Source organism: Stenotrophomonas sp. YJH_SMC_64 (assembly GCF_059371375.1).
This window is the reverse complement of record NZ_JCAFUN010000014.1, coordinates 44,994-56,888: the sequence shown is the minus strand read 5'-3', so window position 1 is coordinate 56,888 and position 11,895 is coordinate 44,994. Positions and strand designations below refer to the sequence as shown.

At 68.2% G+C, this 11,895-nt stretch carries 12 protein-coding genes; all 12 read right to left on the bottom strand.

All coding sequences use genetic code 11. The features are described 5' to 3' along the window. Window positions 1-72 precede the first annotated feature (72 nt). A complete protein-coding gene (locus AC5P9L_RS15915) occupies window positions 73-513 on the bottom strand; it encodes a hypothetical protein (RefSeq protein ID WP_043034448.1) in 441 nt (146 codons plus the stop codon). A gap of 62 nt (window positions 514-575) precedes the next feature. Beyond that, window positions 576-1,814 (bottom strand): beta-ketoacyl-ACP synthase, encoded by a 1,239-nt coding sequence (locus AC5P9L_RS15910; RefSeq protein ID WP_005411595.1) that lies wholly within the window; start codon window positions 1,812-1,814, stop codon window positions 576-578. Next, the gene (locus AC5P9L_RS15905; RefSeq protein ID WP_262101820.1) at window positions 1,814-2,545 is read right to left on the bottom strand and encodes a 3-ketoacyl-ACP reductase FabG2; all 732 of its coding nucleotides are present in this window, start codon (window positions 2,543-2,545) and stop codon (window positions 1,814-1,816) included. The genes AC5P9L_RS15910 and AC5P9L_RS15905 overlap by 1 nt, the downstream gene beginning before the upstream one ends. Further along, window positions 2,542-2,997 (bottom strand): hotdog family protein, encoded by a 456-nt coding sequence (locus AC5P9L_RS15900; protein ID WP_005411597.1) that lies wholly within the window; start codon window positions 2,995-2,997, stop codon window positions 2,542-2,544. The genes AC5P9L_RS15905 and AC5P9L_RS15900 overlap by 4 nt, the downstream gene beginning before the upstream one ends. After that, window positions 2,994-4,178, bottom strand: a complete 1,185-nt coding sequence (locus AC5P9L_RS15895) for a beta-ketoacyl-[acyl-carrier-protein] synthase family protein (RefSeq protein ID WP_005414864.1) — start codon at window positions 4,176-4,178, stop codon at window positions 2,994-2,996. Before AC5P9L_RS15895 ends, AC5P9L_RS15900 begins: the two co-directional genes overlap by 4 nt. After that, window positions 4,175-4,732, bottom strand: coding sequence for a DUF3261 domain-containing protein (locus tag AC5P9L_RS15890; RefSeq protein ID WP_005411599.1), 558 nt, complete (start codon window positions 4,730-4,732; stop codon window positions 4,175-4,177). The genes AC5P9L_RS15895 and AC5P9L_RS15890 overlap by 4 nt, the downstream gene beginning before the upstream one ends. After that, on the bottom strand, window positions 4,720-5,970 hold the full coding sequence (locus AC5P9L_RS15885) for an NAD(P)/FAD-dependent oxidoreductase (protein ID WP_262101821.1): 1,251 nt from the start codon (window positions 5,968-5,970) through the stop codon (window positions 4,720-4,722). Before AC5P9L_RS15885 ends, AC5P9L_RS15890 begins: the two co-directional genes overlap by 13 nt. 51 nt (window positions 5,971-6,021) lie before the next feature. Beyond that, the gene (locus tag AC5P9L_RS15880) at window positions 6,022-8,397 is read right to left on the bottom strand and encodes an MMPL family transporter (protein ID WP_032964027.1); all 2,376 of its coding nucleotides are present in this window, start codon (window positions 8,395-8,397) and stop codon (window positions 6,022-6,024) included. Further along, window positions 8,369-8,998: an outer membrane lipoprotein carrier protein LolA gene (locus AC5P9L_RS15875; protein WP_262101822.1), complete on the bottom strand. Its 630-nt coding sequence runs from the start codon at window positions 8,996-8,998 to the stop codon at window positions 8,369-8,371. Before AC5P9L_RS15875 ends, AC5P9L_RS15880 begins: the two co-directional genes overlap by 29 nt. Beyond that, a complete protein-coding gene (locus tag AC5P9L_RS15870; RefSeq protein WP_043034444.1) occupies window positions 8,995-9,426 on the bottom strand; it encodes an acyl-CoA thioesterase in 432 nt (143 codons plus the stop codon). Before AC5P9L_RS15870 ends, AC5P9L_RS15875 begins: the two co-directional genes overlap by 4 nt. Further along, window positions 9,413-10,963, bottom strand: coding sequence for an HAL/PAL/TAL family ammonia-lyase (locus AC5P9L_RS15865; RefSeq protein WP_262101823.1), 1,551 nt, complete (start codon window positions 10,961-10,963; stop codon window positions 9,413-9,415). Before AC5P9L_RS15865 ends, AC5P9L_RS15870 begins: the two co-directional genes overlap by 14 nt. Beyond that, window positions 10,953-11,894 carry a lysophospholipid acyltransferase family protein gene (locus AC5P9L_RS15860; RefSeq protein ID WP_005414871.1) on the bottom strand — a complete coding sequence of 314 codons (942 nt, stop codon included), beginning with the start codon at window positions 11,892-11,894 and terminating at the stop codon, window positions 10,953-10,955. Before AC5P9L_RS15860 ends, AC5P9L_RS15865 begins: the two co-directional genes overlap by 11 nt. Window position 11,895 lies beyond the last annotated feature (1 nt).

Sequence of the window (11,895 nt, the reverse complement as noted above, 5' to 3'; positions counted from 1 at the left end):
CGACGGCGTTTCCCCGACGGGGTTCAGCAATGTGGCGGCGGCGTTCAGGCAACGCCGCTGCCCTGCGGTCGCTTACTTGACCTTGGCGTAGGTGCCCTTCAGCGCCACGCCAGCGAGGATCGTACCGGCATAGCATTCGTAGTTGGTGCTGCTCTTGAACTCGTTCTTCTTGTAGTAGCTGACGATGTCGACCACCGCGTTGGCACCGCGCGACTTGGCGCCGTCCTGCAGTGCGCGCAGCGCCGACAGCGCGACCCAGCGGCAGGCCTCGGCATCGCTCTTGTTGGCGGCGTTGGTCTTCTTGTTGGTCACGTCCTCGCCCAAGCGCTGCTGCACGCTGACCGGCTGGCCGGCCAGGTAGAAGCGCACGCTGCCGTCGATGCCGGCGTCCCGGGCGGCCTGCGAGGTGATCAGCTCCTGCAGGGACTGCTCAACGCGGGTGTCGCGGGCGGAGGCGGTGGAGGTCAGGGCCAGCAGTGCAGTGGCCGTGGCGATCATCAGGGTGCGGCGCATCGGAACATCTCCTTGTCGGGGGTGCGGGTGGGTTGAGGAAAAAGGCGGGATGGGACGGTGGATCATTCGCTCCAGCGGCGGAACACCAGCGAGGTGTTGATGCCGCCGAAGGCGAAGTTGTTGCTCATCACGTACTCGGCCTGCAATTCGCGGCCCTGCCCGGTGATGAAGTCGAGCTGGCCGCAGCGCGGGTCAACCTCGGCCAGGTTCAGCGTGGGGGCGAACCAGCCGGCACGCATCATCTCGATGCTCAGCCAGGCCTCGAACGCACCGCAGGCACCGAGCATGTGGCCGACGTAGCTCTTCAGCGAGCTGATCGGTACGCGGCTGCCGAACACCTGCGCGGTGGCCTGGGTCTCGGCGATGTCGCCGTGATCGGTGGCGGTGCCGTGGGCGTTGACGTAGTCGATCTGCGCCGCCTCCAGGCCCGCATCCTCCAGCGCCAGGCGCATGGCCTGGGCCATGGTGTCGGCGCTGGGCTGGGTGACGTGCTGGCCGTCGCTGTTGGTGCCGTAGCCGACCACCTCGGCAAGGATGGTGGCACCGCGCGCCTGCGCGTGCTCCAGGTCTTCCAGGATCAGCGTGCAGGCACCCTCGCCCAGCACCAGGCCATCGCGGCCGGCATCGAACGGGCGCGGCGTGGTCTGCGGCGCGTCGTTGCGCACGCTGGTGGCGAACAGGGTGTCGAACACCGCCGCAGCGGTAGCGTCGAGCTGCTCGGCACCACCGGCGACCATCACCGTCTGCTTGCCGCTGCGGATCGCTTCATAGGCCGCGCCCACGCCCTGGCTGCCCGAGGTGCAGGCGCTGGAGGTGGTATAGACACGCCCGGACAGGCCGAAGAACACGCCGATGTTGACCGGCGCGGTGTGGCTCATCATCTTCAGGTAGGTGGTGGCGCTGATGCCTTCGGTGGTGAACTCGTTGAGCATGCGCCCGAACTCGCCGGTGGCTTCGTGGCTGCCCGACGAGGAACCATAGGCCACGCCGGTGCGACCGCTGCGCAGCACCGGGTGCTCGTGCAGGCCAGCTTCGCGCAGCGCCACTTCGGTGGCACGCACCGACATGATCGCGACCTTGCCCATGGAGCGGGTGGTCTTGCGGTTGTAGTTCGGCGGCAGCGCGAAGTCCTGCGCCGGCGCAGCCAGCTTGGTGTTCAGCCCGGCATAGACATCCCACTCGGGCATCGCGCGCACCGCGTTGCGGCAGCTGCGCAGGTGCGCCTCGATGGTCGGCCAGTCATGGCCGAGCGGACTGATCGCGGACGCACCGGTCACCACGACGCGACGATCGGTGGCCATCAGAGCATGCCCCCGTTCACCGAGATCACCTGGCGGGTGATGTAGCCGGCCGATTCGGACAGCAGGAACGCCACCGTGGCCGCCACTTCGTCGGGACAGCCGACGCGGCCGGCGGGAATCAGCTTGAGCGCGTGTTCGATCACTTCATCGTTGAGCATTTCGGTCTCGATCAGGCCCGGGGCCACGCAGTTGACGGTGATCTGGCGGCTGGCCAGTTCCAGCGCCAGGGCCTTGGTGGCACCGATGATGCCGGCCTTGGCGGCACTGTAATTGACCTGCCCGCGGTTGCCGGCCAGTCCGGACACCGACGACAGGGTAACGATGCGGCCCGGCTTGCGCCGCCGCACCATCGGCATGATCAGCGGATGCAGCACGTTGTAGAAGCCATCCAGGTTGGTGTGGATGACCTGGTCCCAATCCTCCGCCGACAGTGCCGGGAAGGCGCCATCACGGGCGATGCCGGCATTGCAGACCACGCCGTAGTACGCGCCGTGCGCTTCGACATCGGCCTCCAGCGCGGCGCGTGCGGCCTCGCGGTCGGCCACGTCGAACATCAGTACGCGGGCCTGCTGGCCCAACGCGTGGATCTCGGCCACCACGGCCTGTGCCTCATCCAGGCGGCTGCGGCAATGCACCACCACGTCGAAGCCATCGCGCGCGATGCGCAGCGCGATGGCCCGGCCGATGCCCCGGCTGGCGCCGGTCACCAGCACGCTTCGATTCCCTGTCATGCCTGTCCACTCTCCAGATAGGCCATCGCATCGGCCGGTTCGAATACCGACACGTTGGCTGTCGCCCATTCGTCCTCGCCCGCCAGGATGCGGCAGGCGAACATCCCCAATCCATTGTCACCCAACAGCTCGCAGCGCGCCTGTACGCGCAGCCGCGAGCCGCTGGGGAAGCTGCAGCGCGCGCTGTTGTAGCGGCGGCTGCCGAGCAGGAAGCCCAGCTGCGGTGGCTTGCCCGCTGCACGCGCACGGCAGCCGGCCCAGGCCGCGATGGCCTGTGCCATGTATTCGATGCCCACCCAGGCCGGCACTTCGTGGTTTTCCACGAACAGGCCGGCCTCGGGCACCACCAGTTCCGCCTCGATGGTGTCCTGGTCCCAGTGCGTGATGCGCTCCAGCAGGCACATGTCCTGGCGGTGCGGTACCACCTCTTCAATTGCATACAGCATGTTCATCGACGCTCCAGCGCCAGCACGGCATTGCTGCCGCCGAAGGCGAACGAATTGCTCAGCACCCGCCGCGGTGCCTGCGCCAGGCGGGTGGCCGGTGCGACCAGCGGCAGTGCCGGCAGCGCGGGGTCTGCCACGCCGTCCCACCAGTGCGGTGGCAGTTGCTGCTGCGGGTTCTCGGCCAGCACGATCCAGCACAATGCAGCTTCGATCGCGCCTGACGCACCCAGCGTATGGCCGGTCAGGGGCTTGGTCGAACTGGCCCGAATGCCGTTGCCCAGCACCTGCGAAACCGCCAGGCTTTCCATCGCATCGTTGTGCCCGGTGGCGGTGCCATGCAGGTTCACGTAGTCCACTTCATCGGCCGCCCAGCCGGCGCGCTGCAGCGCCTGCTGCAGGGCATCGATGGCACCCAGGCCCTGCGGATCGGGGGCGGACATATGGTGAGCGTCGGCCGATTCGCCCCACCCGGCCAGGCACACCGGACCCGGCTCGCGGGTGAGCAGGAACAGCGCGGCGCCCTCGCCGATGTTGATACCGGAGCGGTGCTGCGAGAACGGATTGCAGCGCAGGGCCGACACCGATTCCAGCGCGCTGAAGCCGGCCACGGTGAAGCGGCACAGCGAGTCCGCACCGCCTGCGATCACGGCGTCGACGATACCGGCTCGCAGCATGCGTGCAGCCGACATCAGCGCCTTGGCACTGGACGAACAGGCGGTGGACAGGGTCCACGCGGGCCCTTGAGCGCCGCTGCGCTGACGCACGAACTGCGCGGCAGTACCCATTTCCTGCTGGGCGTAATCGAAGCCCTGCGGCCACTGGCCCTGTTCGGCGTGGGTGCGCAGGGCCTGCTCGGACTCACCAATGCCCGAGGTGCTGGTGCCCAGCACCACCGCCACGCGCTCGGCGCCATGGCGGGTGATCGCGGCGGCCACCGCCGGAGCGATCTGCGCCAGTGCCACGTCCAGCAGGGCGTTGTTGCGCCCGCGCAGGGCCACCGGCAGTTCCTCCAGCGCCGGCAGTGGCGTGCGTACTTCTCCCAGCGCCAGGGTGCGCCCCGGCAACAGGCTGTCGTTGTCACTGAGCCCGCCCGGCACGTCGGCGAACATCGCCGACGCGACAGCGGCGCGGCCATCGCCGAGCGCGCAGACCACGCCCAGGTCGTTCAGGTAGATCGGTGCACTCATCGGTCCTGTCCGGCCATGTCGATCGATTCGATGCGCAGCGCATAGCCTTCGGCACGGTTGTCCAGCTGCACGCTGCCATCGTCCAGGCGCTGCAGTTGCAGCCACACCGTGCCATCGCGCGACAGGCTGCGCTGCTGGCCGTCGTCGCTGACCTGCCAGTCGGACGGCAGCGCGGCGGCGATGGCCGCGGTCGGCCACAGCGCGAACTGCAGGTCATCCAGCACACGCTCGGCACGTACCTGCGGCGGCAGCCACGGCGCGCGCTGCTGGGTCAGCTGCTGGCCGTCCCACTGCAGGCGCACGCCGGTCTGGCCCATCGCCTGCACCGCCAGCTGCACCTGCTGCGCGTCGGCTTCCAGCAGCGCGTCGAGGTCGCGCTCATGGCTGCCGAAGCGGAAATGCAGCTGCTGCTGCAGGGCCAGCGGCGCCGGCAGGCTGGCCGGCGACAGCCGCAGCGGCGGCAGCTCCACCTGGGGCTTGGGCATGCGCCCGGCACAGGCGGCCAGCAGCAGGCACAGCAGCAGGGCCGCAGTACGGAAGATCAGGCGCTGCACAATTCCTCCAGCACGCGCATGCGGCGACCACCTTCATCGGCCACATACGGATTCTTGGTGTCCCAGGCGTAACCGGCCAGGATGGAGCTGATCATGTCGCGCACTTCGGGCTGCTGCTGCGGGTGGTAGATGATCTTCTGGAAGCCGCCCTGGTACCAGCTTTCCACGAAGCGGCGGAAGGTCTTCACGCCGGCGCGCAGCGGGATCGAGAATTCAGCTTCCCAGTCTACGGTTTGGCCGGCATAACGGCGCTTGAGGCACTCGCTGGCCAGCTGCGCGGACTTGAAGGCAATGGTCACACCGGACGAGAACACCGGGTCGAGGAACTCGCCGGCGTTGCCCAGCAACGCGTAGCCGGGGCCCCACAGCGAGCTGACATTGGCCGAGTAACCCGTGATGCGGCGCACCGGCAGCACCGCCCATTCGGCATTGGCCAGCAGGCGGGTCAGGTTGGGGTCCTCGCCGACGATGGCCTGCAGCTTCTGCAGGTCGTCGCCTTCGTAGCGCTCGAAGAACGACGGCTCGGCGACCACGCCCAGCGAGCAGCAGCCGTTGGAGAATGGAATCGTCCAGTACCAGACGTCGATGTGTTCGGGATGGGTGGTGATCAGGATCTTGTTGCGGTCGAAGTCGGCTTCGGCCGGAATGTTGTCGCGCACGTGGCAGAAGATCGCGCCGCGCACCGGGAAATTGGATGGCGATTCCAGCTGCAGCAGGCGCGGCAGCAGGCGCGCGAAGCCCGATGCGTCGAGGATGAAATCCGCCTCGATGCGGTATTCGCTGCCATCCGGGCGGCGCACGCTCACCGCAGGCTGTTCACCGGGTTCGACCGACAGCACTTCATCACCGAAACGCAGCGTGGTTCCCATGCGCTCGGCGCCGCGTGCCAACACGTTGTCGAAGTCGGCGCGCTGCACCTGGTAGGTGGTACCCCAGCCCGGCGAGAACTTCTTCCGGAAGTCGAAGGCAGTACGCGCTTCACCGTGCACGAAGGCCGCGCCGTTCTTGTACTGGAAACCGGCCTCGACCACATCCTGCAGCAGCCCGGCTGCTTCGATGTACTCCATGCTCTGTGGCAGCAGGCTTTCGCCGATGGAGAAGCGCGGGAACTGCTGGCGCTCCAGCATCAGCACCTGTCGGCCCTGCTGGCGCAGCATCGCCGCGGCCACGGAGCCGGCCGGGCCTGCGCCGATGATCAGGATTTCAGTGCGTTCGACAGCATCCACAGCAGTACTCATCGGGGCGTCCTTGTTGCTCGATCAGGGAAAGAAGAAAAGCGGAAGGCGGACTCAGGCCGGCGGCAGGTCATGCGGTGGCGGCCGGAACAGTGGCGAGATCAGCCAGACCAGGCCGATGCCGAACAGCAGGGTCAGGCCGAACGCGCGCAGCGCCGGGGTCTGCGACAGGCCCAGCAGGCCGAACGACAGCCAGGTGCTGGCCGCACCCACGCAGACCGCCAGCCATGCGCTGGCATCGCCACGGTGTTCGATCAGGAAGATGCCGTAGTCGATGCCCATGCCCAGCAGCAGCATCAGCGCCAGCACGTTGAACAGCTGCAGCGGCTGGCCGAACAGGCCCAGCAGGCCCAGGGTCAGTGCGCCGGCAATCAGGGTGGGGGCAAATACGCGCCAGGCCTGGCGGCGGTAGCGCAGCCACAGCGCACCGAACACCAGTGCGATGCCGACCAGCAGCAGCCCGCCCATCAGCTTGCGGTAGTGGCCCAGCAGCTTGGAGAAATCGGAGGTGCGGTCTACCCAGCGCACGCCGGGCAGGCCTTCGGCAGCACCCTGCAGCGTGGCCAGGGCATCGGCGCGCGACAGGTCATCGACCATCACCACGCTGATCATCTGCCCACCGACTTCACCCACCCACAGGTGGCGGAACGGCTGCGAGGCCGGCGAGGCCAGGAAGGCTTCGGCGGTGAGCGGCGCGCCGGCGAACTGCGGCCGCTGCAGCGGCTCGCCCACCGCCTCGGACACGGCCGACAGCACGCCGGGTTCCACCTTCGCGGTCAGCGCAGCATCGGCCTGCTGGCGTGCCGGTGATGGCAGCCAATCGCTGATCGCGCGATAGCCACCAATGCGCTTGTCGGTGGCCAACACACGCAGGCGCTCGGTCAGTGCTTCCTCGCGCTGCAGCAGCTGCGCGGCATCGACACCCTGCACCAGGTAGAACTGCGCCGGACTGGGCATGCCCAGCAACTGGCTCAGGCGGATCTGCTGCGCCATCAATGCCGGCGGCGAGGACTGCAGGCTGCGCAGGTCGTCGTTGCTCTGCAGGCGCGCGATGCCGATGGCAGACAGCGCCAGCGTGATCACCACGAACATCGTCACCGCGCGGCGGCCATGCAGGCGCGGGAAGCGCTCCAGCGTATTGCCCAGCCACTGCGAGAAGCGGGTCTGGCGGATCTCGCCACCGTCGAGCCACGGGAACCAGAAGATCACCGTGAGGAAAGCTGCGGCCAGGCCCACCACCGAGAACAGTGCCATCTGGCGCAGGCCGGGGAACGGGGCCAGGCCCAATGCCAGGTAGGCCAGCGCACTGGTCAGCAGGGCCAGCCACAGGCCGGGCAGCAGATGCCGCAGCAGTTTCCAGCGACGATCGGCCGGTTCGGCCTGGCGCGAGGCGAACCAGTGAATGCCGTAATCCTCGGCCACGCCCACCAGCGACGCACCAAACACCAGGGTCAGCACGTGCACCTTGCCGAACACCAGCACGGTCACCGCCAGCGCCACGCCACAGCCGATCAGCAGCGAGGCGGCCACCAGCAGGATCGGGCGCAGCGAGCGGAATGCCAGCCACACCAGCAGCAGCACCGCCGCCAACGACCCCCAACCGATGGTGTTGATCTCCTGGTTGGCCTGCACCGCGGCGGCCTCGGCATGCAGCGGCACGCCGGCATGCAGGATTTCAAGCTCAGGCGCCGCCGCCGTGGCGGCCTGCCCGGCACGTTCCAGCAGGCCATCGAGGTGGCGCTCGCCATCCAGCTGGAACGCCGAGCCGGGCGTATCGAACTGCAGCACGGCCCAATGCCTGCCCTCGGCTTCAAGCAGGCCGTCATCGCCCAACCGCAGGCCCGAACCCTGCGCCTGCTGCTGCCACCACTGCGGCCACAGCGACAACGGATCCTGGCGCCATTCAGTCAATCGCGGCGCACCCATCGGGCCATACAGCGCAGCCAGCGCCTGCTCGGCCAACACGCCCGGTTCGCTGCCCAGCAACTGCTCGCGCTGGGCCGGTGTCAGCAGGCGGTCGCGGTACGGCGCGTAGAACGCGCGCGCCTCGTCAAACCAGCCTTCGATCGAACCGCTGGGTACCAGCAAGGCATGGTCGGCATCCTTGGCCATGGCCGCCGCAAAGGCCGCCTGCGCGCGCTTGGCAGCCGCGCTGTCCTTGCTGCCGAGCAGCACCACGACCTGCCGCGAACTGCCATCGGCAATGCGCCGGGTGACGTCGCTCAACAGGCGGTCGTGCGCATCCTGCGGCAGCAGGGCGAGGATGTCGGTGTCGATCCGCGATTGCTGGCTCCACAGCTGCCACTGCTGCGCGCCCAGCGCCAGCAGCACCAGCAGCCAGGCAATGCCCAGCCAGTGCCACCAGCGCCGCAACCGGTCCGGTGCGTTCGATGCCACGGCCTCACTCAAAGCGGCGGGCCTCGTCGGCATTGAGCGTGGCCGGCGCCTCGCTCAACGCGCTGAACTGGATCTGCGTGCGGTCCTTGTTGGCCTCGACGATCTCGACCTGGCGCACGTAGCGGTCGCCCTGCAGGGTCAGCGATTCGAAGGCCTTGGCCAGCATCGCCGACTTCGGCGTCAGGCGCAGCCGCCAGCCCTGCCCTTCACGGCTGGCCGCCACGTTGAACTGGCTGGACAGTGCCTGCACGTCGCCACTCATCAACGCGAACATGATCGCGTTCACTGAACGCATCGCCGGCTGCTGCCGCGCGTCCAGTTCGACGCGGGTGCTGCCATCACGCTGCCGGCTGAGGATGCGATCGGCGGTGACCACTACTTCCGAGGGGAACGGCTTGAGCGTGGTCCAGATCACGCCGTGCTGGCGCGCGACCACGAACCGGCCCTGCGAGCGCAGCGGGTTCTTGAAGCCACTCACCTGCTTTTCCTGGCTGAACTGGCCACGCAGCACATCCGGCCGCGCCACCGCCTGGGTGATCGCATCGATGGCAGGGTCGGCCGCCTGCACCAGTGGTGCGGCCACCAGCAGCAGCGCGCACAGCAGCGCACGCGCGAAACGGTTCGCTTGGTTCATGGCGCAGGCACTCCCAGGCGTTCCCACAGTACCGGCGGGCACTGGTACAGCATTTCCTTGCTGGCCGCGTCCACCGCGACCTGGATGGTCATCGCCCGGGTCAGCACCTGGCCGCTTTCCGCATCGAGGATTTCGTACTCGATCTTCAGCCGGTTCTCCCATTCCACGATGCGCGCGATCACGCGCAGCGCCTGGTTGAACAGCAGCGGGCGCACGTACTTCACCCGCGCATCGACCACCGGCCACAGGTAGCCCGATTCGAGCATCTGCGGATAGTCGTAGTCGTAGCGACCGAGCAGCGCGCAGCGCGCGATCTCGAAGTACTTGAAGTAGTTGCCATGCCAGACCACGTTCATCGGATCGCAGTCATGGAAGGCGGGCGTCAACGCAATCTCGCCAACCCGTTCGATAGCCTCATTCACCGGCATACAGCTCCCAACGTTGCGCGCGGATCTCCACCAGCAGTTCCCGCAGTTCGCGATCCAGCGCGCGGTCTTCCTCGACCAGGGCGATGCGCTGCCCCAGGTCGGCGTACATGTCGGCCAGACTGCCATGCAGCTGCGCATTCAGGCCAACCCGCTCACGCAGGGCCAGGCCCTGGCGCGCGGCGATCAGCATCGCGGCCACCACCTGTTCAGTCAGCTCGATCACCCGCAGGCAGTCGCGCGCGGCGATGGTGCCCATGCTGACCTTGTCCTGGTTGTGGCACTCGGTGGAACGCGAGAACACGCTGGCCGGCATGGTCTGCTTCAGCGCTTCGGCAGTCCAGGCCGACACGCTGATCTGCAGTGCCTTCAGGCCATGGTTGATGGCCGCGCGCGGACCGGTGGCCGCCGACAGGTTGGCCGGCAGGCCATGGTTGTAACGGGCGTCCACCACCAGCGCCAGCTGCCGGTCGAGCAGATCGGCAACGTTGGCCACGGTGTTCTTCAGGGTGTCCATCGCCAGCGCGATGTGGCCCCCGTAGAAGTGGCCGCCATGCAGGATGCGCTCGCCGTCGGCGTCGATCAGCGGGTTGTCGTTGGCGCTGTTCAGTTCGGTCTCGATCAGCTGGCGCAGGAACGGCAGGCTGTCCTCCAGCACGCCGATCACATGCGGTGCGCAGCGCAGCGAGTAGCGGTCCTGCAGGCGCTGTTCATTGCGCGGCGGGCGCTCGCTGTGCAGGTCGCTGCGCAGGCGCGCGGCGATGCGGCCCTGGCCCGGGTGCGGCTTGGCTGCGAACAGGGTTTCGTCGAAGTGGTGCGCGTTGCCGTCGCTGGCCAGCACGTTGAACGCGGTCAGGCGTGTAGCCATGCGTGCCAGGTAGTCGGCGCGCTGCCAGGCCAGGCAGGCCAGGCCGGTCATCACCGCGGTGCCGTTCATGATCGCCAGGCCTTCCTTCGGCCGCAGCTTCAGCGGGTTCATGCCGATCTTCGCCAGCACGTCCGCCGCCGGCTGCACGCGGCCGTCGTGCAGCACCTCGCGCTCGCCGCACAGCACCGCCGCCACGTAGGACAGCGGCGTCAGGTCACCGCTGGCACCGACCGAGCCTTCGGCCGGAATCATCGGCAGCACGTCGTGCTGCAGCAGCGTGGCCAGGCCTTCCAGCAGCGGCAGGCTTACACCGGACATGCCGCGCACCAGAGAGGCCAGGCGCGCCGCCAGCACCGCACGGGTCTCGACCGGGTCCAGGTAACGGCCCAGGCCGCAGCCATGGTAGGTGTACAGGTGGTGCGGCAGTTCAACCACCAGCGCCGGTGGGATGTTCACCGTGCACGAATCGCCATAGCCGGTGGTCACACCGTAGATCACGCCGTCCTCGCGCAGCAGGCGGTCGAGGAAGTCGGCACCGCGCTGGATGTGCGCGCGGAATGCCGGCGCGTCGCTCAGTGCGGCCTCGCACTGGCGCTGGGCCAGGGCAACCACGTCTTCGATGGTCAACGGTGCATCGCCAAAGCGGCACACAGGTACGGCGTCAGTCGTCATGCGGAGCCTGATCCCAGAAGGGGAAGAAATTGAACCAGTCCAACGGGGACTGGATGACCTGGAGTTCCAGCCAACGCGCGAAGCGCTGTGCCTGTTCGGCCAGTGCCGCATCGCGTGAGCCGCGCGGCAGCACGATGCGTTCGGCGAACTGTTCGAATGCCACGCGGTAGCCCTCGCCCTGGTGCAGGCAGGCCATGGTGTAGACCGGGCAGCCCAGTGCGGCGGCGAGCACATAGGCGCCGATCGGGAACGGGGCGCGGTGGCCAAGGAAATCGGCGGTGACGCTGCGTCCGCCCTGCACCGGCGTGCGGTCGCCGACGATGGCGACGAAGCCCCCCGCCGCGACGCGCTCGGCCAGCATCACTGCCGTGGCCGGGCCCATTTCGGTTACCTGCACCAGTTCCACCGCCGCCAGCGGGTCCAGCCGTTGCAGCAGGCGGTTGAAGCGCTGCGCATGCGCGGTGTGCACCAGCACGGTGATGCGGAACCCGGGCACCTGTTCGGCCAGCACCTGACACAGTTCCAGGCAGCCGATGTGCGCGGTCAGGATCAGCCCGCCTTCGCGGCGCGCGATCTTCTGCAGCACCAGGTCGCGATGCAGGTGGATGCGTTCGGCCGGATAGCGCCCGCCCAGGCCGAGGATCTTGTCCAGCATCGTGTCGGCGAAGGCGAAGAAGTGGCGCAGGCTGTCGCGCCGGGTCGGCGCACGGCCCAGCACACCGCTGTGTGCCTGCAGGCGCTGGAGGTACTGCATGGAGGCCTGGCGGCCGACGCGGTTGCCCAGCCAGTGGCAGGCCACCACCGGCCACACGCACAGTCGGAACGGCCAGCGCCCGAACCAGCGGTGCACCCAGCACAGGAACAACACGCCGGCCACCGACGTCGATTCGCCGATGTCGGCCCAGTGCGGAGCGCCCTGCGCGGCCGCCATC

What these genes read in the sequence shown, in the direction of transcription:
- AC5P9L_RS15875 (WP_262101822.1), bottom strand. Translation starts at nt 8,998, where the DNA reads ATGAACCAAGCGAACCGTTTCGCGCGTGCGCTGCTGTGCGCGCTGCTG.
- AC5P9L_RS15880 (WP_032964027.1), bottom strand. Translation starts at nt 8,397, where the DNA reads ATGCCGACGAGGCCCGCCGCTTTGAGTGAGGCCGTGGCATCGAACGCA.
- AC5P9L_RS15915 (WP_043034448.1), bottom strand. Translation starts at nt 513, where the DNA reads ATGCGCCGCACCCTGATGATCGCCACGGCCACTGCACTGCTGGCCCTG.
- AC5P9L_RS15870 (WP_043034444.1), bottom strand. Translation starts at nt 9,426, where the DNA reads ATGCCGGTGAATGAGGCTATCGAACGGGTTGGCGAGATTGCGTTGACG.
- AC5P9L_RS15885 (WP_262101821.1), bottom strand. Translation starts at nt 5,970, where the DNA reads ATGAGTACTGCTGTGGATGCTGTCGAACGCACTGAAATCCTGATCATC.
- AC5P9L_RS15905 (WP_262101820.1), bottom strand. Translation starts at nt 2,545, where the DNA reads ATGACAGGGAATCGAAGCGTGCTGGTGACCGGCGCCAGCCGGGGCATC.
- AC5P9L_RS15860 (WP_005414871.1), bottom strand. Translation starts at nt 11,894, where the DNA reads ATGGCGGCCGCGCAGGGCGCTCCGCACTGGGCCGACATCGGCGAATCG.
- AC5P9L_RS15865 (WP_262101823.1), bottom strand. Translation starts at nt 10,963, where the DNA reads ATGACGACTGACGCCGTACCTGTGTGCCGCTTTGGCGATGCACCGTTG.
- AC5P9L_RS15910 (WP_005411595.1), bottom strand. Translation starts at nt 1,814, where the DNA reads ATGGCCACCGATCGTCGCGTCGTGGTGACCGGTGCGTCCGCGATCAGT.
- AC5P9L_RS15900 (WP_005411597.1), bottom strand. Translation starts at nt 2,997, where the DNA reads ATGAACATGCTGTATGCAATTGAAGAGGTGGTACCGCACCGCCAGGAC.
- AC5P9L_RS15895 (WP_005414864.1), bottom strand. Translation starts at nt 4,178, where the DNA reads ATGAGTGCACCGATCTACCTGAACGACCTGGGCGTGGTCTGCGCGCTC.